The sequence below is a fragment of the Streptomyces sp. NPDC088730 genome, assembly GCF_044751215.1.
In the GTDB taxonomy this organism is placed as follows: Bacteria; Actinomycetota; Actinomycetes; order Streptomycetales; family Streptomycetaceae; genus Streptomyces.
Genome location: NZ_JBIVLK010000008.1, coordinates 84,467 through 106,167, shown reverse-complemented (window position 1 = coordinate 106,167; position 21,701 = coordinate 84,467). Strand labels below are relative to the sequence as shown.

At 72.3% G+C, this 21,701-nt stretch carries 19 protein-coding genes and 1 pseudogene; 12 read left to right on the top strand and 8 right to left on the bottom strand.

The window, feature by feature from the left end; translation table 11 throughout:
• The first annotated feature begins 195 nt into the window (after window positions 1-195).
• On the top strand, window positions 196-807 hold the full coding sequence (locus tag ACIP89_RS23895; protein ID WP_401924542.1) for a TetR/AcrR family transcriptional regulator: 612 nt from the start codon (window positions 196-198) through the stop codon (window positions 805-807).
• Between the two features lie 28 nt (window positions 808-835).
• Complete coding sequence (locus ACIP89_RS23890) at window positions 836-1,243, top strand: molybdopterin-binding protein (RefSeq protein WP_401924544.1); 408 nt, start codon at window positions 836-838, stop codon at window positions 1,241-1,243.
• Between the two features lie 24 nt (window positions 1,244-1,267).
• Here the strand turns inward: ACIP89_RS23890 and ACIP89_RS23885 are convergent, their stop codons facing one another.
• Window positions 1,268-2,788, bottom strand: coding sequence for a PucR family transcriptional regulator (locus tag ACIP89_RS23885; RefSeq protein ID WP_402116596.1), 1,521 nt, complete (start codon window positions 2,786-2,788; stop codon window positions 1,268-1,270).
• 243 nt (window positions 2,789-3,031) lie between these two features.
• Between ACIP89_RS23885 and ACIP89_RS23880 the strand changes: the two genes are divergently transcribed.
• The 3 genes from ACIP89_RS23880 to ACIP89_RS23870 all read left to right on the top strand — a co-directional run bounded on the left by ACIP89_RS23880 (window position 3,032) and on the right by ACIP89_RS23870 (window position 7,245).
• Complete coding sequence (locus ACIP89_RS23880) at window positions 3,032-3,856, top strand: FAD binding domain-containing protein (protein ID WP_402116828.1); 825 nt, start codon at window positions 3,032-3,034, stop codon at window positions 3,854-3,856.
• A complete protein-coding gene (locus ACIP89_RS23875; RefSeq protein WP_402116594.1) occupies window positions 3,853-6,609 on the top strand; it encodes a molybdopterin-dependent oxidoreductase in 2,757 nt (918 codons plus the stop codon). Before ACIP89_RS23880 ends, ACIP89_RS23875 begins: the two co-directional genes overlap by 4 nt.
• Before the next feature lie 153 nt (window positions 6,610-6,762).
• A complete protein-coding gene (locus ACIP89_RS23870) occupies window positions 6,763-7,245 on the top strand; it encodes a molybdopterin-dependent oxidoreductase (protein ID WP_402116593.1) in 483 nt (160 codons plus the stop codon).
• A gap of 96 nt (window positions 7,246-7,341) precedes the next feature.
• On the opposite strand, the gene ACIP89_RS23865 is transcribed toward ACIP89_RS23870, so the two are convergent.
• A complete protein-coding gene (locus ACIP89_RS23865) occupies window positions 7,342-7,761 on the bottom strand; it encodes a molybdopterin-binding protein (protein ID WP_402116591.1) in 420 nt (139 codons plus the stop codon).
• Between the two features lie 489 nt (window positions 7,762-8,250).
• Here ACIP89_RS23865 and modA point away from each other — a divergent pair, with 489 nt between their 5' ends.
• Together modA and ACIP89_RS23855 are read left to right on the top strand one after the other, a co-directional pair.
• On the top strand, window positions 8,251-9,057 hold the full coding sequence (modA, locus tag ACIP89_RS23860) for a molybdate ABC transporter substrate-binding protein (protein WP_401924555.1): 807 nt from the start codon (window positions 8,251-8,253) through the stop codon (window positions 9,055-9,057).
• A 90-nt stretch (window positions 9,058-9,147) separates the two neighbouring features.
• Complete coding sequence (locus tag ACIP89_RS23855) at window positions 9,148-11,103, top strand: ABC transporter permease (protein WP_402116589.1); 1,956 nt, start codon at window positions 9,148-9,150, stop codon at window positions 11,101-11,103.
• 551 nt (window positions 11,104-11,654) lie between these two features.
• Here the strand turns inward: ACIP89_RS23855 and ACIP89_RS23850 are convergent.
• Window positions 11,655-12,107: a flavodoxin family protein gene (locus ACIP89_RS23850; RefSeq protein WP_402116587.1), complete on the bottom strand. Its 453-nt coding sequence runs from the start codon at window positions 12,105-12,107 to the stop codon at window positions 11,655-11,657.
• A gap of 85 nt (window positions 12,108-12,192) precedes the next feature.
• Window positions 12,193-13,039 (bottom strand): annotated as a pseudogene (locus ACIP89_RS23845) (class I SAM-dependent methyltransferase).
• A 202-nt stretch (window positions 13,040-13,241) separates the two neighbouring features.
• On the opposite strand from ACIP89_RS23845, the gene ACIP89_RS23840 reads away from it, so the two are divergent.
• On the top strand, window positions 13,242-13,868 hold the full coding sequence (locus ACIP89_RS23840) for a TetR family transcriptional regulator (RefSeq protein WP_401924566.1): 627 nt from the start codon (window positions 13,242-13,244) through the stop codon (window positions 13,866-13,868).
• 6 nt (window positions 13,869-13,874) lie between these two features.
• Here the strand turns inward: ACIP89_RS23840 and ACIP89_RS23835 are convergent, their stop codons facing one another.
• On the bottom strand, window positions 13,875-15,236 hold the full coding sequence (locus ACIP89_RS23835; RefSeq protein WP_401924568.1) for a histidine-type phosphatase: 1,362 nt from the start codon (window positions 15,234-15,236) through the stop codon (window positions 13,875-13,877).
• Between the two features lie 136 nt (window positions 15,237-15,372).
• Window positions 15,373-15,801, bottom strand: coding sequence for a helix-turn-helix transcriptional regulator (locus ACIP89_RS23830; protein WP_401924570.1), 429 nt, complete (start codon window positions 15,799-15,801; stop codon window positions 15,373-15,375).
• Window positions 15,802-16,178: 377 nt separating this feature from the next.
• Between ACIP89_RS23830 and ACIP89_RS23825 the strand changes: the two genes are divergently transcribed.
• Both ACIP89_RS23825 and ACIP89_RS23820 read left to right on the top strand, forming a co-directional pair.
• Window positions 16,179-17,138: a zinc-binding alcohol dehydrogenase family protein gene (locus tag ACIP89_RS23825; protein ID WP_402116585.1), complete on the top strand. Its 960-nt coding sequence runs from the start codon at window positions 16,179-16,181 to the stop codon at window positions 17,136-17,138.
• An 88-nt stretch (window positions 17,139-17,226) separates the two neighbouring features.
• Entirely contained in the window at window positions 17,227-17,655 is a 429-nt protein-coding gene (locus ACIP89_RS23820; protein ID WP_401924579.1) for a pyridoxamine 5'-phosphate oxidase family protein, read from the top strand.
• 36 nt (window positions 17,656-17,691) lie between these two features.
• Here the strand turns inward: ACIP89_RS23820 and ACIP89_RS23815 are convergent, their stop codons facing one another.
• Window positions 17,692-17,940 (bottom strand): hypothetical protein, encoded by a 249-nt coding sequence (locus tag ACIP89_RS23815; protein ID WP_401924581.1) that lies wholly within the window; start codon window positions 17,938-17,940, stop codon window positions 17,692-17,694.
• Window positions 17,941-18,379: 439 nt separating this feature from the next.
• On the opposite strand from ACIP89_RS23815, the gene ACIP89_RS23810 reads away from it, so the two are divergent.
• Window positions 18,380-19,474: a Rieske 2Fe-2S domain-containing protein gene (locus tag ACIP89_RS23810; RefSeq protein ID WP_401924583.1), complete on the top strand. Its 1,095-nt coding sequence runs from the start codon at window positions 18,380-18,382 to the stop codon at window positions 19,472-19,474.
• Between the two features lie 85 nt (window positions 19,475-19,559).
• On the opposite strand, the gene ACIP89_RS23805 is transcribed toward ACIP89_RS23810, so the two are convergent.
• Window positions 19,560-20,318 (bottom strand): TioE family transcriptional regulator, encoded by a 759-nt coding sequence (locus ACIP89_RS23805; RefSeq protein WP_402116584.1) that lies wholly within the window; start codon window positions 20,316-20,318, stop codon window positions 19,560-19,562.
• Between the two features lie 80 nt (window positions 20,319-20,398).
• On the opposite strand from ACIP89_RS23805, the gene ACIP89_RS23800 reads away from it, so the two are divergent.
• The gene (locus tag ACIP89_RS23800; RefSeq protein WP_402116582.1) at window positions 20,399-21,658 is read left to right on the top strand and encodes an erythromycin esterase family protein; all 1,260 of its coding nucleotides are present in this window, start codon (window positions 20,399-20,401) and stop codon (window positions 21,656-21,658) included.
• Window positions 21,659-21,701 lie beyond the last annotated feature (43 nt).

The window sequence follows — 21,701 nt, the reverse complement described above, 5'->3', positions numbered from 1 at the left end:
AGCCTTCTTTCGCGTTGCTGATGCGCGTCGTCGAACGAGACCGGTCCCGGGTGGACGGTCCGGGAGGGGCAGGAGTGGCCTGAACTGCCGCTAAGGTGAGGCTAAGCGGACAGCTGTCCGCCAGTGATCGAACCTAGTGGACAGCTGTCCGGTTATCAAGGGCGGCCCACGGCCGCGGGCCCGGAAGGAGGACGTGTGCGGGAGCGGAAGAGCACCCCTCTGCGTCCGGACGCACAGCGCAATCGCGAACGCATCCTGGAAGTCGCGCTGGCCGAGCTGACCCGGGCGGCGGACGCTCCGGTGAGCGTGATCGCCAGGAAAGCCTGCGTCGGGCAGGGGACGTTCTACCGGAACTTCCCCGACCGGGAGGCGCTCGTCCTGGAGGTCTACCGCTACGAGATGCAGCAGGTGGCCGACTCCGCCGCCCAGTTGCTCCTCACCCGCGATCCCGACCGGGCTCTGCGGGAGTGGATGGACCGGCTCGCGCAGTTCGCCATGGCCAAGGCGGGTCTGGCCGAGGCGCTGCGTACGACGGTCAGCCGGCAGGGCGGCCTGGCCCGGCTGGGCCACGGTCCGGTGACCGGGGCCGTCACGCTCCTGCTGGACGCCAACGAGAAGGCCGGCACCATCCGTCCGGGGCTGACCGCGGAGGACTTCCTGCTCGCCATCGCCGGGCTCTGGCAGATCGACCCGCACAGCGACTGGCCACCGCGCGCGGCCCGGCTGCTGGACCTCGTGATGGACGGGCTGCGGGCGGGCGCTTCCGGCGGGCCGCGCACGGCGCCGGACCCCGCGGGCCCGGCCTGATCCGGACCGGAGGCACTAGAGTGCGCGAGTGCCCTCGTACAGCATTGGCCAGGCCGCTGAGCTGCTGGCCGTGAGTTCCGAGACCGTTCGCCGCTGGGCCGACGGCGGTCATCTCGCGATGGACCGGGGCGGTTCGGGAAACCGGGTCATCGACGGCGTCAGCCTCGCGCGCTTCGCCACGGAGCGTGCCGCCGGGCTGCATCCGGTGCCCGGGGAGGTCCTGACCTCGGTACGGAACTCGTTCGCCGGGATCGTCGTCGCGGTGACGGCCGACGACGTGGTGGCGCAGGTGGAGATCCAGTCGGGGCCGCACCGGCTGGTGTCGCTGATCAGCCGCGAGTCCGTCGATGAACTCGGTCTGGCGGTGGGGGTCTTGGCCACGGCCCGGGTGAAGTCGACGAACGTGCACATCGACCGGCCGGCCGGCCGGGTCTGATCCCCCGGCCCGGGTCGATTCCGGTCAGCGGCACATCAGCGCGGCCTGCAGGTCGAGCCGGTGGTCGAGGCGCGACAGATCCCGGCCGGTGAGCTGCTCGATCCGCCGGACGCGGTAGTGGACCGTGTTGACGTGGAGGTGAAGCGCCTCGGCGGCGCGGGCCCAGGAGCAGTTGTGCGCGAGGAAGACTTCGAGGGTGTGCAGCATCATGCGCTGGGAGGCGCCGTCCCCCTCGGTCAGCGGGCCCAGGGTCCGGGCGCTGAAGACCTCGCGGACCTCGCCGGGGAGCCCCGCGAGCAGCGTGCCCAGGGTGGTGAGTTCGTCCACCGAGGTCAGCCCGGCCGCCGCGGGTGCGGTGGTGCGGGACGCCGTGAGGGCGTAGCGCGCCTGCACGAGGCTGCCGTGCAGCTCCTCGGGGCTCGCGGCCACGGCGCCGAGCCCGCCGTGGAGCGGCGCGCCGGGGCGGCAGGCGTCCAGTGCGGGCCACAGGGCGTGCAGCCGGCCCTGGCGGTCGTCCGGTTCGCCCTGGACGACGGCCACGGCCGTGCCTCCCGTGAGCCTGCCCACGGCGAAGGGGCGCTCCGCGTCGTGGTGCAGTGCCTCGGTCAGGGCGTCCGCCGCCGCGTCCGCGTCGTCCTCGTGGGCCGGCCGGGCCGTGAGGACCTGGTAGGGCCCCCGGCCGGAGAGGCCGCAGCCGTGGAGGGCGGTGCGCAGTGATGTCCCGTCGGTGTGCGGGGCGTCGACCAGTGAGACGAGTTCGTCACCCTTGCGGCGCGCCGCGTTCTCCGCGGGGGCGGCGCGGTGCCGGTGCTGGGCGAGCACGTCGGCTATCTCGTGCAGCACGCGGGGCGGCGCCCCGGCCGTGTCGGGGACGTACAGGTGCCAGACGTCGTAGGGGGATCCGTCCGACTCGACGCGCAGGGTGACTCCGGCGGGCCCGTGCAGGCATTCCGCGCCCCGTCGCGCGGTCAGCGGCGGGGCGGACGGCGTGCGGGCGAGGGTGCGCCCGGTCGCGCTGAGGAGGTAGGCGGGCGGGGTGCCCAGGTGGGCGAAGGCCCGGTCGAGCAGCGTGTCCGGGTGCGCGCCGGCCGCGAGCAGGGCGCTGAGCTCGTTGCGCACGTTCTCCGGGGTGGCGTAGTGGTGGGTGGGGCGGCGGCTGAGATCGCCCCACTGCCGGAGGTAGACCGCCTCGGTGATGGCCCGGAAGCTGGTGCGGGCGGGGACGGCGACGAGGGTGACCCCCTGGGTCCGGCAGGCGTCGACCAGGGCATCGGGCACGGCCCCGTGCGTCTCCTCGCCCGCGAGCAGGGCCACGGCTCCGGCCGTCCGCAGCGCGGTGACGAACCGCTCCGCCTTCTCGGGCTCGTCCTCGGGGCGCCACCACACCAGGCCGCTGAGCACGATCTCCCCCTGCTGGAGGAAGCGGGCCGGGTCCTCCAGGTCGGTGGCGGTGACCCCGCTGATCTCCCGGACCGGCAGGGGCTCTTCGCCCCACAGCAGGGTGAGGCCGAGCGATTCGAGCTGCAGAAGGTGTTCGACGTGCATGGTGTGGCTCCTTGCGCGACTGCCGGGTCCGGGTCCCGACACCTCACATTCACGAGGCGACTGCGAGTCCCGCCATCGTAAATGCAAGGTGAAGTGATAGATACACCTCTTGGTGAATCCTCCAGGACGCGGCCCGGGGGCTGGTGTTTTTCCGTGTGGTGCACCAGTCGTGCGCGGGGCGGCGGCATTGCTTCACTGATCTTCTCGGTGGCCGACGACGCAGCGGCCGGAGTGGAGAACGACATGGATCTCAACACCGTGCGGGACGTGCGGGACGCCCGTTCCCACGAGCCCTGGCGGCCCGGTGACGCCTGGCTCGGCGGGGGCACCTACCTGTTCTCCGAGCCCCAGCCCCAGCTGCGGCGGCTGGTGGACCTGAGCCGGATGGGCTGGGAGCCGGTCACCCACCACGACGACGGTTCCGTGGAGTTCGCCGCGACCTGCACCATCGCCCAGCTCTCCCGCCACGGGAAGCGGAGCCGGGTCCGGGCCGCACCGCTGTTCGAGCAGTGCTGCCGGGCCTTCCTCGCCTCCTTCAAGATCTGGAACATGGCCACCATCGGCGGGAATCTCTGCAACGCCCTGCCGGCCGGGCCGATGATCTCCCTCACCGCGGCCCTCGACGGGGAGTGCCTCCTCCAGGCGCAGGACGGCTCGCTGCGCCGGGTGCGGGTGGCCGATTTCGTCACCGGAGCCGGGCGCAAGGACCTCGGCGAGGGCGAGCTGCTGCGCTCCGTCACCCTGCCCGCCCGGACGCTGGCCGCGCGCACCGCATTCCGGCAGGCCTCGCTCTACGGACTGGGCAGGTCCGGCGCCTTGGTCATCGGGGTGCTCGACGAGCAGGACGGCTCGCTGGCCGTGACGGTCACCGCGGCGACCGTGCGCCCCTTCCGGTTCTGGTTCCCGCTGCCACCGGACCGGGCGGGCCTGCGCGGCGCGTTGGAGGCGGCCATCGACGACTCCGACTGGTTCGACGACATCCACGGGCTGCCCGCCTGGCGACGGCACATGGCCTTCCACCTGGCCGAGGAGGTCCGGCGCGAGCTGACCACGGAAGGTACGCGATGAGTTTCGGGATCCATGTCAACGAGCAGCCCTTCGACGCCGAACCGCGGCCGGGACAGTGCCTGCGCACCTATCTGCGCGAACGCGGCTGGTTCGGCGTGAAGAAGGGCTGCGACGCCGGTGACTGCGGGGCCTGCACCGTCCATGTCGACGGGGAGCCGGTGCACAGCTGTATCTACCCGGCGGTGCGGGCGGCGGGCCGCTCCGTGACCACCGTGGAAGGCCTGGCCACGGACGGCGAACTCCACCCCGTGCAGCAGAGGTTCCTGGACGCGCAGGGTTTCCAGTGCGGCTTCTGCACCGCCGGGTACCTGATGACCACGGCCGCTCTCGACGAGGAGCAGCTCGCGGACCTGCCGCGCGCGTTCAAGGGGAACCTCTGCCGCTGCACCGGGTACCGCGCCATCGAGGACGCGGTGCGCGGCGTGAAGCACGTCGAGGCGCCGTGCGCGGGCGCGGCGGTCGGCCGCAACCTGCCTGCCCCGGCGGGCCCCCAGGTGGTGACCGGGACCGCCCGCTACACCTTCGACATCGACGTCCCGGGCCTCCTGCACATGAAACTGCTGCGCTCACCCCACGCGCACGCCAGGATCACCGGCATCGACACGTCCGCCGCGCTGCGCGTCCCGGGGGTGCGTCTGGTGCTCACCCACCACGACGCCCCCGAACGCCACTACTCCACCGCCCGGCACGAGCACCCCACGGAGGATCCCGACGACACCCGGGTGCTCGACGACATCGTGCGCTTCGCCGGCCAGCGGGTGGCGGCGGTCGTCGCCGACAGCGAGGCGGCGGCCGAGGAGGGCTGCCGGCGCGTCGAGGTGACGTACGAGGTGCTGCCGGCGGTCCTCGATCCGGAGGAGGCGATGCTGCCGGGCGCGCCGGTCGTGCACGCGAAGGACGCCGAGGCGGCCCGGATCGCCCGGCCGCTCGACAACGTCGTGGGCGAGTCGCACGGCGAGATCGGCTCGGTCGAGGAGGGGTTCGCCGCCGCCGACGTGGTGTACGAGGAGACGTTCCGTACCCAGCGGGTCCAGCACGCGAGCCTGGAGACGCACGGTGCGGTCGCCTGGTTCGAGCGGCCGGAGGAGGGGCCGGAGCGCGTCGTGGTGCGCTCCAGCACCCAGACCCCCTTCCTCACCCGGCGGGCACTCTGCGCCCTGTTCGACCTGCCGCTGGAGAAGGTGCGGGTGCTGGCCGGGCGGGTGGGCGGCGGGTTCGGCGGCAAGCAGGAGATGATCGTCGAGGACATCGTCGTACTCGCCGCGATGCGTCTGCGCCGTCCGGTGAAGCTTGAGTACACCCGCGCCGAGCAGTTCTTCGGGGCCACCACCCGGCACCCGTTCACCGTCCGGGTCAAGGCAGGGGCCCGCCGCGACGGGACGCTGACCGCGCTGCAGCTGCGGGTGGTGTCCAACACCGGTGCGTACGGCAACCACGGGCCGGCCGTGATGTTCCACAGCGTCGGTGAGTCGATGGCCGTCTACCGCGCCCCGCACAAGAAGGCGGACGCCTACGCCGTCTACACCCACGCCGTGCCGGCGGGCGCGTTCCGCGGCTACGGGCTCGGGCAGGTCGTCTTCGCCACGGAGTCGGTCATGGACGAACTGGCCCGACTGCTCTCCATGGACCCGCTGGAGTTCCGGGAACGCAACATCATCGGCCCGGGGGAACCCATGATCAGCCCGGGTGGCGAGGAGGAGGACCTGCACATCGCCAGTTACGGGCTCGACCAGTGCCTGGGCATCGTACGGACCGCTCGGGCCGAGCCGGCCGGCGCGGCGCCCGAGGGGTGGCTCGTGGGGGAAGGGTCCGCGCTGTCCATGATCGCGACCGGCCCGCCCGGCGGGCACATCGCCGACGCCCGGATCAGTCTGCTGGCCGACGGGACCCTCGATCTGGCCGTGGGGACCGCGGAGTTCGGCAACGGCACCACGACGGTCCACCGGCAGATCGCGGCCGGTGAACTGGGCACCACCGTCGACCGGATCACCGTGCGCCAGTCGGACACCGATGTCGTGAAGCACGACACCGGGGCCTTTGGATCGACCGGGACCGTGGTGGCCGGCAAGGCGACGCTCCGGGCCTCCCAGGCCCTGGCGGAGACCCTCCTCACCTTCGCGGCCCGGCACCTCGGGGTGCACCGCGACGAGTGCCGCCTGCTGGAGGACGCCGTCGAGTACCGGAACACCCGCGTCCTGCTGAAGGAGCTGTACGCCGCGGCGCACTCGGCCGGCCGGGAGCTCGCGGCGGACGGCCACTTCGGCGGGACGCCGCGCTCCGTCGCCTTCAACGCCCAGTGGTTCAGGCTCGCCGTCGACCCGGGAACCGGTGAGATCAGGATCCTGCGCAGTGTGCACGCGGCGGACGCGGGCAAGGTCATGAACCCGATGCAGTGCCGGGGCCAGGTCGAGGGCGGCATCGCCCAGGCGCTGGGGGCCACGCTCTTCGAGAACGTCCGGCTGGACGAGCGGGGCAGGGTCACCACCGCCGCGTTCCGCCAGTACCGGCTGCCTCAGTACGCGGACATCCCCCGTACTGAGGTCCACTTCATGGAGACCGAGGACTCGATCGGCCCGCTGGGGGCGAAGTCGATGAGCGAGAGCCCCTTCAATCCGGTCGCGCCCGCGTTCCTGAACGCGGTGCGGGATGCCACCGGGGTCCGGTTCACCGAACTGCCCCTCACCAGGGACCGCGTCTGGCTGGGCCTGGACGAACAGGCCGGGGCCCGCTCCGGCAGGCCGGACGGCCGGTGATCCGGATGCGGCAGAAACGCTTGATATCACTGGTACCGGTTCACAAACGCCAGGCTTTTGGCGGACATCGCCTCGTACGCGCGATTTCGCGGGGTGGCTGCTGGGCATACCTTCTGACAGCCGCCCTGCGGGCCGTCCGATTTGGGGATCCCCATGAGCAGACTCAGCGCGCAACCCCGCACACCCGCCCCGCTGTTCACGCCCTTCGCCCTGCGCGGGGACGTGGCGTGCCCGGCCACGCTGACCGTCGCGGACCTGCGCGGCGGCTGGGAGCAGCACCGGGCGGAGGTCGTCTTCGACTGCGCCACCAACGGCCCGCAGCACCACAGCTTCGAGGGCCCCCTGCTCCGCGAGGTGGTGCTCGACGCCCACCCGGTGTTCGACGCGCGCAAGCGCAAGGACCGGTCCCGCTACCTGGTGGCGGTCACCGGCGGGGACGGGCACCACACCGTGCTGTCGTGGGCGGAGCTGGACGCCGATTTCGGCGATGTCCCGGTCCTCCTGGCCACCAGGATGGACGGCCGGGGACTGGACGCGGCGGGGAGCCAGCTGGTGGTGCCCGCCGACCGGTGCGGCGCGCGCTACATCAGTGCCATCACGCGTGTGTGGGTCGGGGCGTGGCCGGTCTCCGTATGACCGGCATGTCCGCCCGCCGGCCCGGTGCGGACCGTCCGCACGGTCCGCGCCACCTGCCCGGTCCGCACAGTCCGCGCGGTCTGCCCGGTCCGCGGCTCAGGCCGCCGCGAGGGAGACCTCGGTGGACTTGATCAGCGCGGTGACGGACGTACCCGGAGCCAGCCGCAGGTCGGTCACGGCGTCCCTGGTGATCGCCGCGGTCAGTTCGCCGCCCTCGACGGAGACCTTGACGCTCGCCATGGCGCCCCCCATGGCGACACCGGTGACGGTTCCGGAAATCCGGTTGCGGATGCTCAGTCCCTCGACGGCGCCGGTCGCCAGCGACACCTCGGTGGACTTGACCAGGGTGCGGACCGGGCTTCCTTCGCCGAGCCGGAGCTCCTTCACCGCTTCGAGCGTGATCGCGGCCGTGGTCTCCTGACCGCCCGCCAGGCGGACCCTGACGGTCGCCATCACTTCGCCCGTGGTGACGGCGGTGACCGTGCCGGCGATCTGGTTGCGGATACTCAGACTCATGGTGAAGTGCCTCGAATTCGGAGCGAAATGCCGGGTATTTCCCGGTCTGCATTCCTCACCCCAAACATCTCCGGTGCCGCCGGACGAACGGCCGCCGCGGACGCCAGGGCGTTCCGGCACTTCGATCGGCAAAAGAGAGAAAGCAGCGGCACGGACCGCCCCCTCACCTGGGCACATCCCCGCGGAGGCGGCTTCGGAGTTTCCTCCGAACGGCACCGCATCTGCTATGGAGCTTCGCATTACGCATTGTAAATGCAAGCCGAAAACACCTATTGTGTGGCACATGCAGTCCCCCGCCTTGGACGATGTCGCAGCCCGGGTGGCCACCACCCGCTGTACGTCGCCCGGCGTGCACACCGACCGCACCTGAGCCCACGACCCCACAGACCCCCACAGCTCCACCAAGCGGCGTCGCCCGTCCCCGGCGCGGCTCACACCATCCGCTCGGGCGGCACCAGCCGACCGCGTTCCCAAGGAGTCCCGACCCTCATGTCCCTCGCCTTCACCAGACGCCGTACCGCAGCCGCGATCCTCACGGCGGCTCTCCTCGTCCCGCTGGCAGCCTGCGGCAGCGACAACGACAAGAAGGACTCGGGCGCCGACGCGAGCGCCTCCGCCACCGGAGTCCCGAAGGCGGATCTGACGGTGCTGGCCGCCTCGTCCCTCACCGACGTCTTCAAGACGGCCGGCGCGGCGTACGAGAAGGAGCACCCCGGCACCAAGGTGAAGTTCTCCTTCGCCGGTTCGCAGGAACTCGCCGCCCAGGTCAAGCAGGGCGCGCCCGCCGACGCCCTGGTCACCGCGGACACCAAGACGATGGACGGCCTCAAGTCCGACACCGGCACGCCGGCCGTCATCGCGAAGAACCGCCTGGTGATCGCCACCGGGAAGGGCAATCCGGAGAAGATCGACAACCTCAAGGACCTCTCCGACACCAAGCTCAAGGTGGTGCTCGCCGCCCCCGAGGTGCCGGTGGGCCGCTACAGCAAGCAGATCCTGGACGCCCAGAAGATCGCCGTGAAGCCGGTCTCGCAGGAGCCCAACGTCCGCGCGGTCCTCAGCAAGGTCGAGCTGGGTGAGGCGGATGCCGGTCTCGTCTACAAGACGGACGCCGCGACGGCCACCGACAAGGTCGAGGCCATCGACATCCCCGATGCCCAGAACGCCGTCGCCTCGTACCCGGCCGCGACGCTGAAGACCACGAAGAACAGCGAAGCCGCGGACGCGTTCGTGAAGTGGCTCTCCACCCCGGAGGCCCAGAAGATCCTCGCCGACGCGGGCTTCCAGCAGCCGTAGGGTGACCACCCCGTGCGGGCGGCCGGACTCCGGTCCCGGCCGCCCGCACGGCATTTCCAGCTTCAGGGACTTCCAGCTCCAGGGACTTCGATGAGACGCCTTCGCAGCCGCACCACCGGCCCCCGCGCACCGATCGCGCTGGCGGTCCCCGCACTGCTGGCCATCGCCTTCCTGTTGCTGCCGCTGATCGGGATCCTGGCCCGCACCTCCTGGGGCGACCTGGGCGACCACCTCACCAGCCCCCCGACGACCGAGGCGCTGAGGCTGTCGCTGCTCGTCTCCTTCTGGGCGCTCGGGCTCTCGCTCGTACTCGGTGTGCCGCTGGCCTGGCTGCTGGCCCGTACCGAGTTCCCCGGCAAGACCTTCGTCCGCTCGCTCGTACTCCTGCCGATGGTGCTGCCGCCCACGGTGGGCGGGGTGGCCCTGCTGCTCGCCTTCGGTAGGCGCGGGCTGCTCGGGCCGTGGCTGGAGGACACGTTCGGCATCACGCTGCCCTTCCACACCTCCGGCGCCGTCCTGGCGGCGACCTTCGTCGCGATGCCGTTCCTCGTCATCAGCCTCGAAGGGGCGCTCGGCGGGCTGCGTCCCCGCTACGAGGAGACGGCGTCCTCCCTCGGGGCCTCGCCGGTACGGGTGTTCTTCACCGTGACCCTGCCCATGGTCGCCCCCGGCCTCGCCGCCGGAGCCGCCCTCACCTGGGCGCGGGCACTCGGTGAGTTCGGCGCCACCATCACCTTCGCCGGGAACCTTCCCGGGACCACCCAGACCCTGCCGCTCCAGGTCTACCTGCTCCTCCAGGACAACCCGGAGGCCGCCACCTCGGTCTCGCTGCTCCTGCTCGCGATCGCCATGCTCGTCCTCATCGGGCTGCGCGGCCGGTGGACCGGAACCCCGAGCGCGGCGGCCGCGGGCCCGCGCGGACCGGCCGACGAGCCGGCCTCCGTCCCGTCGCAGGACGACCGGCCCGCCCCGCCGGATCACGTCGAGGCCAAGGCCGAAGCCGCCCGGGACAGCTGGCCGCTGCACGCCGAGGTAACCGGCTTCAACCAGCTCACGCTCGACGCCGGCGCCGGGACCACCATCGCCGTCGTCGGACCCAACGGGGCGGGCAAGACGACCCTGCTGCGCGCCCTGCTCGGACTCACCCCGCGCGCCCACGCCGCGCTGCGGCTCGGGGAACTGGACGTCAGCACCCAGCCCACGCACCGTCGCGGCGTCGCCTGGGTGCCCCAGGACGGTGCGCTCTTCCCCCACCTCAGCGCACTCGCGAACACCGCCTACGGACTGCGTGCCCAGGGCATGGCGCGCGCCGAGGCCCGCCGCCGGGCCCAGGAATGGCTCGACCGGCTCGGGGTGGGGCACCTGAGCGCCCGCAAGCCGTCCCAGGTCTCCGGCGGCCAGGCCCAGCGCATCGCGCTGGCCAGGGCGCTCGCCACCCGGCCCCGGCTGCTGCTGCTCGACGAGCCGCTGGCCGCGCTCGACCAGACCACCCGGGCGCATGTCCGGCACACTCTGCGCACCCACCTCAACGGCTTCGGCGGCGTCTGTCTGATCGTCACCCACGACCCGGTGGAGGCCGTCTCCCTCGCGGACCGGGTCCTCGTCCTGGAGGACGGCCACGTCCTCCAGGACGCCCCGCCCGGCGACGTCACCCGGCACCCCCACTCCCCCTGGGTGGCCCGCATGCTCGGCCGGAACGCGTGGCCCGGCACCGCGACCGCCGAGGGACTCCGGCTCCACGACGGCGGCCTCCTGGTCATCGCCGACCCGCTGCCGGCCGGCACCGCGGCACTCGCGGTCATCGCCCCCGAAGCGGTCTCCGTGCACCGCACCGAGCCCGGCGGCAGCCCGCGCAACATCTGGCCGGGCACCGTCCGGGAGATCACCACCAGCGGCAGCCGGCTGCGCGTACTCATCACGTCGCCGCAGGCGCCGGATCTCGTCGCGGAGATCACCCCCCAGGCCGCGGCCGAACTCGGCCTCGCCGACGGGGTCGCGGTGTGGACCAGCGTCAAGGCGACCGAGACCACGGTCGTGACCCTGTAGACGGCGGGGACAGTCCCTGGAGCGCCAGGCGGCCCGGTAACCGGTGTCAGCAGCCCGGCCGGAACCTCCTCGCCGCTGCCGCCGGTGACGGTGGTGGGCGTCAGGGACTTGGGGACGTCCTCGCCCTGGGCGAGCGCGACCGTCATCTCGGCGGCGAGGCTGCCGTACGCCACGGCCTTCACGCCCGCGGCCCGCGCCTTCTGTACGGACGACTGGATCGACCTCTCGTCCACGGCGTCCAGGATGAGGACCTTGTCGCCCTTGGCGAGGGCGGTGTTCACCCGCTGCTGGGTGGTGGCGCTCTCCGCGGCGTCGCAGGAGTCGATCCGGGCGCCCGGTGCCAGCTCCTTGATCTTGTTCTCGATGCAGGGCCGGTCGAACCTCTCGTACCGGGTTGTCGTGCTCTCCGGCAGCAGCGGACCGGTCTTGACGTCGTCCGCCGCCGCTCTGCCCGCTCCCGGCCGCGCCGCCGGTCGCCACCGCTATCGACGTGAGCGGCAGCCACTGGACCGGCGAGCGGGTGACGTCGCCGCAGTCGGGCGGCCCCGCAGTCAGTCCATGAGACCGCTCGCGAGCGTCGCTCCCAGCTCCCAGCACGCCTCCGTATCGACCTTGCCCGGCTCTCCCGTCACCGTCACGGCGTCCGCCGCCCGGCGCCATCCCAGGCCCGTGGTGATCGATTCGATGGCGCGGACGGCCCCGGTGACGTCGTTGCCGCCGTGCACGTAGTACCCGAAGGGGCGGCCGGCCGTCGCGTCCAGACAGGGGTAGTAGACCTGGTCGAAGAAGTGCTTGAGGGCGCCTGACATGTAGCCGAGGTTGGCCGGGGTACCGAGCAGCAGCCCGTCCGCGTCGAGCACGTCGGACGCCGTGGCGGCGAGCGCCGCGCGCCGCACGACCCGGACGCCTTCGATCCCCTCCGTCGTCGCACCGGAGACGGCGGCTTCGAACAGCGCCTGGCAGTTCGGTGAGGGCGTGTGATGGACGATCAGCAAGGTGGCCACACCCCCGAACCCTGCCGCTCCCGCTGCCCGGCCGCAAGCCAGGCACGTCTCACGCACCGGCCGGGCCCGATCGCATGAGGCTCCATCACGCCGGGCGGTCCGCGGTGACCAGCCAGCCGGTGCCGCGCAGCCGGACGGCGCCGCGCTCCTCGTGGCCGCGCAGCCGGTTCACCAGCGACTCGCGGGCGCGGTCGCGGGTCCCCCGGTCCACCTGACCGGTCAGATGGCGTCCGGGACCGCTGTCCAGCAGGAAGTCCGCCGCGTCCTCGGCGTCGCGCCCCCAGTCCCCGTACGCCTCCACCCCCGCGACGCCGATGTCCACGAACCCGGCGGCGGCCAGCACGGCGCGGATGCGGTCCGGATCGGCCAGGGAGAACATGCCCGGACCGCCCGACGTCCCGAACCCCCCGAAGGGGAGGTGGTCGCGCAGCGCGGCCATGGCCGTGATCCACTCATTGCCCCCGGCCTCGGCGGCACAGATGAACGCGAGGCGGCCGCCGGGGCGCAGGGCCCGGCCGATGTTGGTGAAGGCCTCGACGGGGTCGCCGAAGAACATCACCCCGAACCGGCTGACCGCCACGTCGAAGGCGGCGGGCCCGAAGGGGTGGACCTGGGCGTCCGCGTGGTCGAACGTCGCGTTGCCGACGCCCTCCCGGGCCGCCGTCAGCCGGGCACGCTCCAGCATGGGGAGCGACAGATCGACCCCGAGCACCCTCCCGTACGGGGGCTCGCTCCGCGGCGAGCCGTGCCGTCTTCCCTGCTCCGCAGCCGACATCGAGCACCCGGTCCCGGTCGCCTATCGCGGCGGCGGTGAGCAGCGGTTCGTCGAAGCCCCCGTTCACCGCGTCCCAGCGGTCTTGATTCCGGGCCCAGTAGGTGCCTTCGTAGCCGTTCCATGCCTGCGCCTGCTCGCTGTTGGCGATGTTGGCGATGTCGGACATCGGGTGCCTCCTGCTGGGTGCGGGAACGCCTGAACTAAGATGGGCGAGTGCCCATCACGGTATGGGCGCGCGCCCATACTGGCAACCCGTCCTTGGCCGCGGGCCGCGACACCGACTCGGAAACCGGGAACAGGCAATCAGCGACCGGGGGCCGGAACTCAGCGACCGGGAATCAGGAATCGGAAGGAGCCTCATGTCACCGCGTGGAGTAGCGATGCCGGACGTTCGGGAGCGGTTGTTCGCCGCGGCGGAGCGCGTACTGGCCCGCGAGGGGCCGGGCGCGCTGACCAGCAGGGCGATCACCGCGGAGGCGGGCTGCGCCAAGGGGGTACTGCACGCCCACTTCGCCGGGCTGGACGAGTTCGTCGCGGACCTGGTGCTGGACAGGTTCGCGCACACCGCACGGGCGGCCGAGGAACTCGCCGGACGGGCGGGCGCCGGCACCGTGGCCGGGAACCTCCGCGGTGTCGCGCTCGCGCTGCTGGACTCCGCCGGTCCGACGATCGCCGGTCTGGCCATGACACGCCCCGCCGCCTCCCTGCGGCTGCGCCAGGCACTGGAGTCGGGGGCGCCGGGCTTCTCCGCGGTCCAGGAGTCGATCACCCGGTACCTGGACGCCGAACAGCAACTGGGCCGTGTCGCGGCAGGCGCCGACACGGCCGCGGTCGCGCTCGCCGCGGTCGGAACCACCCATCACCTGCTGATGACGGGCTGGTCCGGCGCCGCCGACCCCCGGGAGCAGGTGCGGGGGCTGATCGCCATGCTCGCGGCGGCGGCCGGGGCCGCCGCCGCTTCCGGCGGGCTCCCGGCCGGCGAGTAGGCGCCGTCAGGACCGGGCGCGGCCGAAGCAGCGCTTCAGCTCGTCGGCGTCGTAGAAGTAACTGCCCTTCGACACCGGGCGGCAGCCCTGCTTGAACGCGGTCTGCTTCTCGTTGTAGAGCATCCGCACCAGGTACTTGCTCCCCCGGCTCCCCTTGCCCGTCTTCCGGTACAGATCCCACTGGATGTTGGCGGCCATGGGAGCCACCGACGCGCCGCGCCAGGCGTTGTCGGCGTACGTGTACGGCTCGGCGGGCGATGCCGGTTCCGTACTGCCGGGCAGGCCCATGAGCGCGGCCAGCGGGATGATCTCCTCCGCGTGCGTGAACCGCAGCTCGGCGCCCAGGTTCCCGGTCCCGGCCCGCTTGGCGTCGATCTTCTCGAAGAAGTCGTCGAGCAGGACGTTCGCCATCCTGTAGGTGATGTCGCTGTCGGAGAAGCCCGGACCCTTCTCGTAGAAGTCCTCGGCATCACTGAGATAGGCGAACCAGCGTGCCTCACGCGGTGCGATGTAGCGCCCCATGTTCCAACTGCCCTCGTCGGACATGGTCGGAGCGATGCTGTAGAGGGCGTAGACCGCCTGCGCGGCTTCCGTCTCGGTGCCGATGCCGGAGAACTCCCCGGCCGAGATCCGCTTCACGAAGGCCGGCTCGAAGATCTTCTTCAGGACGTTGCGGGCGGCCGTGCGGGTGGCCGGCTGGTCGGTGATTCCTTCGAGCGTGGCGGCGAGCCGCTTGTCGTTCTCGACGTAGTCCCGGTACTCCTCGCCGCCGGCCGACTTGTGGAAGTAGAGCAGGTCGGCGTCGGTCCTGGCCGGATTGATGAGCGGCCCGAGGCCGGGGTCGCCGTCGGCCAGGGCCGCCGCGAACAGATTGCCGCTGTCGACGGCCCGGTCCTTGCCGGAGTTGACGACGTCGATCCGTTCGGAGTTCCTGGCGATCCCCTCGAAGAGCGTGGGAAGCCGCTTCCGCAGCCGGCCGGCGGTGTCCGCGAGCTCGCGCTCGCCGCGGCCGCTGAGCTGTCCGTACCCGACCTTGTCCATCGCCGCGAGGAGCGACTTCACGTCGTCGCCGAAGCGCCGGCCGGCGTGGGTGAGCTGCCCCGCGGCCGCAGCCTCCGCCCACAGCGCCAGGATCAGGTCGCCGTCCTCGCTGTCGGACGCCGCACGGGATCCGTGGCGGGAGACGTTCTCGGTGAACACCGGGACGAAGCCCTTGGGGGCCTGCTGGTACGCCCGCAGGTCCTGCTGCGGCGCGTAAGGAGTCTTGGTGGCGTAGGTGCCGGGGGAGGTCGCCCCGGCCGGCAGCACCGTGGACAGCAGGGCGGAGGCGGTGAGCGTCAGGGCGACGGCGACGGTTCGTTTCTGCATGGGTCCACCGGTTCGGGTCGAGATGCTTCGGACGCTCGCATCATGATCGTCCGAGGTGAACCCGGTGCGTCCGGAACATGACATGCACGTGCACCGGTGCCGTGACGAGTGTGCCGCGGGGGGCCGCGACCGCGTGTCAGGCCGATGCCCCACCGATCCTGGCCGGCTGGTCCCTGACCGGCCGGGTGTGCGCCTTCGCCAGACAGGCGGGCAGCGCCAGCACGGCGCTGTGGTCCCCGGCCCGGTACGCGCTCGGCGTCATGCCCACCAGTTCGGTGAACCGTGAGCTGAACGAGCCGAGGGAGGTACAGCCGACCGTCATGCACGCGTCGGTCACGCTCATGCCCGCGCGCAGCAGCGCCATCGCCCGCTCGACCCGCCGGGTCATCAGGTAGCTGTACGGCGTCTCGCCGTAGGCCTCCCGGAACGCCCGGGAGAAGTGCCCCGGTGACATCAGCGCGCGGCTCGCCATGGCCGCCACGTCGAGCGGTCGCGCGTACTCCCGGTCGACGAGATCCCGCGCCCGGCGCAGGTGCGCGAGGTTGGCGAGGCGCTGATCGTCCATGCGGAGAGGGTACCTCCGCCCGCACGGCCGCCCCGTGGTTTCGCAGCCCTTCTCAGCTGGTCCGCTCCGGAGTGCCGGACCCGCCCGCCCGAGCCAGGAGCTGTGCGGCGGGCCCGGTGGGCCGGGCATGCCCTTCGGCGGGCAGCTCGTCGGTGAGCGTGTTCACCCGGTGGCCGGTCTCGTCCGCGCACTGCCCGGCGGGCCGCCTGCCGTCGGGGGCCAGGGTGACGAGGACGGCGCGGCCGCCGTACGGGGAGGGGCGCGCCCGACCAGGCCGCGCTTCTCCGCGCGGCCGGCCGCGGCACAAACTACTTTCGAATTCAGTACGTGCCGCAAAGCAGATGGTCGCGGCAGCCACAGCGGAACGGGAGAACCCCATGCACGCCGCAGTAGTACGGTCCTTCGGCTCGCCGCCCCGCTTCGAGAGCTTCCCGGCCCCCAGCGCCTCCGGGGACCACGAGGTGCTGGTCGACGTCCTGGCCGCCGGCCTGCACCCCCGGGTCCGCTCGGCCGCGAACGGCAGCCACTACACCTCCGACGGCACTCTGCCCCTGATCCCCGGGTTCGACGCGGTCGGCCGGACCCAGGAGGGCGAACTGCTCTACTTCGTCGCCTCCGACACGGCCCCGGGCACCATGGCGGAGAAGGCGGTGGCCGACCGCCGCCGGGCCGTCGTGCTGCCGTCCGGAACCGACCCGGCCGACGTGGCCGCGGCGATGAACCCCGGCATGTCCTCGTGGGTGGCGCTGCGCTCCCGCGTCTCGCTGCGGCCCGGCAGCTCCGTCCTGGTCCTGGGTGCCACCGGCAACGCCGGCCGGCTGGCCGTCCAGATCGCCCGGCACCTCGGGGCCGGCCGGGTGATCGGCGCGGGCCGCTCCCCGGAACGGCTCCAGCTGCTGGAGGGCATCGGAGCCGACGAGACGGTGAGCCTGACCGGCGACGACGAGACCGTGGCGGAGCGGCTCGGGCAGGCGGCCGCGGACGTCGACGTCGTCATCGACTACCTGTGGGGCCACGTCACCCAGCAGGCCATGCCCGCACTGCTGACGGCCCGAGCGGACCGCGCGAAGGCACTGACCTGGATCCAGATCGGGTCCATGGCCGGCCAGAACATCAACCTTCCCTCGTCCCTGCTGCGCGCGGCGAACCTGAACGTCATGGGCAGCGGACAGGGCTCGGTGACCACCGCCGGGATCGTCGCCGAGCTGCCGTCCCTGGCCGAGCGGATCGTCTCCGGAGAACTCGCCGTGGACCCTCTGCTCATCCCGCTCAGCCAGGTCGAGGAGGCGTGGAACACCTGGACCGCCCCCGGCCAGCGCATCGTCCTGACGCCCTGACGCCGGGCCGGCGCGCCAGGACGGAACGGCACCAACGTTGCATAATTCAGCACCGGAAGCTCACGACACCCACCACGAAGGAGTCCCCGTGGCTTTGACCCGTGAAGAGCGCGAGCAGTTTCTGGCGGAGCCCCACGTCGCGGCGCTGGCCGTGAACGCGACCGAGCAGGACCGGTCGCCGCTGACGGTTCCGATCTGGTACCAGTACCGGCCGGGCGGCGATGTCTGGATCATGACGGGGCGCGACTCCCGCAAGGGGAAGGCCATCGCGGCGGCGGACCGGTTCTGCCTGATGGTCGACCGCGTCTCACCGACCGTCCGGTACGTATCGGTCGAAGGCCCCGTCGTCTCGACCGTCCCGGCCACCCGCGAACAACTGGTGGAGATGTCGTCGCGCTACCTCCCCGCGGAGAAGGTCGAGGGTTACGTCGACTTCGCCTGGAAGGAGCACGGCGAGCAGGTGGTCATCCACATGCGGCCGCAGCACTGGCTCTCCTCCGACCTCGGAGAGGTCTGAGCGGAGCGGTACCCACCACCCGTACCGGAACCGGGATCAGCCGGACGGTTCGTCGGGCACGGGGTGGTCGCGATGAGGGTGCCGGCCGGCGGCCGGAGCGCCGCGTCGGCCGGTGCCCGCCTCGTCCGGGTCGGGTATCTCCGGATCCGGCCGCTCGGCCGTCAGCCGTTTCGTGCCACCGACCACGTCCAGGGGGTCTTCGTCGGCCCCGGCCTGCTGATCGGGCGGGTCACGCGGAATCGGGTCCGTGCTGTTCCCGCGGCCGTTCGAGTGAAAGCCGTTCACGGTGTGCTCACTTCCTCCAGTAGACATCCCCCACGCTGCAGGTACCCGGGTGACCGGCACCAATGCACTGGCGGCCCTCCTCAACCGATGTCCTCGGCCGCCCCGGCTCCGCCGGCACACGGACCGCTTCCGCGTGGGGCACTCCATTCGTCCCACACGAGCGGGGATCACGCTCACCGAGAACCCGGCCTCACCGGCCACGCGACGGAACTGCCGGTCCGGCGGCGGTGGGAACCGATGGGCGCCGGGCCGGGAGCGGGGCGACGGGCGGGCCGGGCGAGTGTGCAGGGTCCGAGACCGGGAACGTCCCCCCCCCTCGTCAACTCGTGTCCCTCCGCATCCCGTTCGGGTGGCGTGCGCCGTGTTGAGGGAATCGCGCGGAGGTCTGGGCAGTCTCCCGGCGAATGACCGTGAAAGGGAAGTCGTCGAAGGGGAAGTCTTGGAAGTGTCACCCGAGTACGGGCGCACCATCAGCGAGGGTCCGACCCCGGCGGACGCCGCCGGCGCACCGGCCCTGCCCTACCCGAGCGGCTGGTCCGCACTGGCCTTCTCGCACGAGCTGCGTCCTGGCACCGTCCTGACCCGCCCGCTGGCCGGTCAGGACGTCGTGCTGTACCGGCTGGGCAGCGGGGCGCTGCGGGCCGTCCACCCGTACTGTCCGCACCTCGGTGCCCATCTCGGGCTGGCGAAGGTCGAGGGGGACGAGCTCACGTGTCCCTTCCACTTCTTCGCGTTCGGCCCCGACGGCGCGTGCGTGCGCACGGGGTACGGCACGCCGCCGCCGCGTTCCCCGCTGACGCAACTGCCCGTGGACGAGGTCAACGGGGCTGTCTTCGTCTGGCGCCACCACGACGGCCGCGCCCCGGACTGGACGGTCCCCCGCTGGCACGAGATCGGCCACCGGCCCGCCCGCACGGCAGCCTGGGAGCTGGCCGGAAACGTCCAGGAGGTCATCGAGAACTCGGTGGACCTCGGGCACTTCGCCACCCTGCACGGCTGGTCCAAGGCCGAGATCGGCGGGCCGGTGGCGTACGACGACGCCTCGTTCCACGTATCCATGCGGGCCCACGAGACGGCTCCGCTCGTGGGCAGCTTCACCGTCGATGTCGAGGTGGACGGATACGGGCTCGGCTGCCTGCACGCCGACGTGTACACGGCGCGCTTCGGGCTGCGGATGTGCACGATGGTGATGCCGACGGCGATCGCGCCCAACCGGATGCAGTTCCGGCAGTTGAACCGCGTCGCCTTCGCCGAGCCGGGCCGGCTGCCGGCCCCGCTCGCGCGGGCGGTGAGCCGTACCGCCGCCCGGCTGCTCGACCGCGTCATCTTCCGGTCCAGTTGCGAGTTCACCGCGGCCGACTTCCCGATCTGGCACCACAAGCAGTACCAGCAGCCGCCCCGGCTGGCCTCAGGTGACGGCCCGATCGGCCCGTTCCGGCGCTGGGCCCGCCGGTTCTACCCGCCGCCGGCCGGCAACGGTGCCGTCCCGCGGCCCAGCCACAGCGAGGGAGGCGACAAAGCCGTGCTCCCCTGACTCCGGGAGCACGGAAGGCCGCTCCGGGAGCCCGGAAGGCGACTCCCTTCGCCCGCCGCTCTCTTCGGCCGTCGGCCCGCAGGGCTCAGCCGCGCGCGCGAAGGTATCCGTCCAGCTCCGCGGCCCCGGTCAGCATCGCCCGGCCGCGGGCGGACAGCCGGGCACGCCAGTCGCCCAGCGCTGCCTCCAGCGGCTCCGGTCCGCCGGCCGCCCGCACCTGGGCGATCAGCGGGGCGATCTGCTCCAGCAGGTATCCGCCCCGCCTCAGTTGGTGGATCAGCCGGGCGTCCCGCACGTCGGCCGCGTCGTAGACGCGGTAGCCGGTCAGCGGGTCACGGTCCGGGCTCAGCAGTCCGGCACCCTCCCATTTCCGCAGCGTCGCGGGCCGGATCCCGAGCTTCCCGGCGAGCGGCCCGATGAACGTGCCGCCGCCGGCGCCGGTGACCGGACCGGACGGGCCACCGGAGCCGGCACCGGGCTCGGACCCCGGAGCCGGCTCCAGATCGCGGAGCGCGCCCTCCACGGCCTGGAGGGTCCGGCGGTCGTCGAGGAGCTGGACGTGGCTCTCATCGATGAGGTGGAACGCGTCATCGGCCGCGCCCTCGTTGACCGCCCGCATGATCAGCGTCGCCGTCCGGTGGCCGTGGCCGGGCACCAGGGCGAGAAAGGCGCGCAGGGCGACCGCGTGCAGCGGTGTGTAGGCGCGATAGCCGTTGGGGGTGCGGCCGGCCGGCGGAAGGATGCCGGCCTCCTCGTAGTTCCGCACCGCCTGGGTGGACAGACCGTGCCCGCGCGCCAGATCAACCGGCCTGAGCCGCTCACGGCTTTGAAGGTTTCGGCTCACTGCCCACTCCAATCTCCGCAGTTGCGCTGCCGGTTGTGAGCAAAGGTTTCCACCGTAGGTTCAACGATAGCGTTTAGCACATGGCTACCGACATCAAGGACATCACGCATGCCGTAGAGGCCTGTGCCGTCATGAATCTGCTTCCGGGCCGGCCACGGCTGCTCGCTCTGGGCGAGCCCACCCACGGCGCGGGCACGGTGCTCGACACCCGCAACGAGCTGTTCCGTCAGCTGGTCGAGCAGGAGGGCTACCGCACGATCTCGATCGAGAGCGACTGCCTGATGGGCCTGCTCGTGGACGACTACGTCACCTCGGGCGCGGGCACGCTCGACGAGGTCATGGAGCGCGGATTCAGCCACGCATGGGGCGCCTTCGCGGGCAACCGCGAACTCGTGCGCTGGATGCGGGAGCACAACGAGAGCCGGCCGGCGTCCGAACAGGTCCGCTTCGCCGGTTTCGACGGGCCGCTGGAGATCACCGGCGCCGCGAGCCCCCGGCAGGCCCTCACCGCGCTCCACGGCCACCTCTCGTCCCACGTGGAAGCGGAGCTGCTCCCCTGCACCGCGCAGACCCTCGACCGGCTGCTCGGCCCCGACGACCGGTGGACCGACCCCGCCGCGATGACGGATCCGGCACGGTCGTTCGGGCAGTCGGCAGAGGCCGCCCGGCTGCGGCTGCTCACCGACGATCTCGTGGCACTGCTCGATGCCCGGACACCTCAGCTCATCGCGTCGGACTCGCGGGAGGGCTGGCACCGGGCGCGCCTGTACGGGCGCACCGCCGTCGGGCTGCTCCGGTACCACTTCTGGATGGCCGACGCGTCACCGAGCCGCTTCTCCTGGCTGATGGGCCTGCGGGACTCGATGATGGCCGCCAACCTGCTCGCCCTCGCCGAGCGGGGTCCGGTACTGGTGAACGCCCACAACGGGCACCTCCAGCGGGACAGGAGCACGACACGGATGGCCGGCCGGCCGCTGGAGTGGTGGAGCGCCGGCGCACTCGTGAGCGCCCGCCTGGGCGAGGGGTACGCCTTCCTGGCCACGGCCCTCGGCACGATCCGGCACCAGGGCGTGGACGCCCCGCCGCCGGCCAGCGTCGAGGGGCTGCTGTACGCGCTGCGGGAGGACCGCTGCCTGGTCGACGCGGCGGGACTGGCCGCCCGCCTCGGTGACCGGCGGCCCGCCCCCAGGGTGTCCCCGTACTACGGCTACTCACCGCTCGACCCGGCCCACCTGGAGCGGATCGACGGGATCGTGTTCGTCAAGGACGTCCCGCGGAGCCGGGGCCCGAGCACCGGTCGGCCCGCACCTGCGTACGGGGGCCCGGCGTCACGCGGGTGACGGTGCGCGCGACAGCTCCTGAACCAGGCGAAGACCCTGGGCC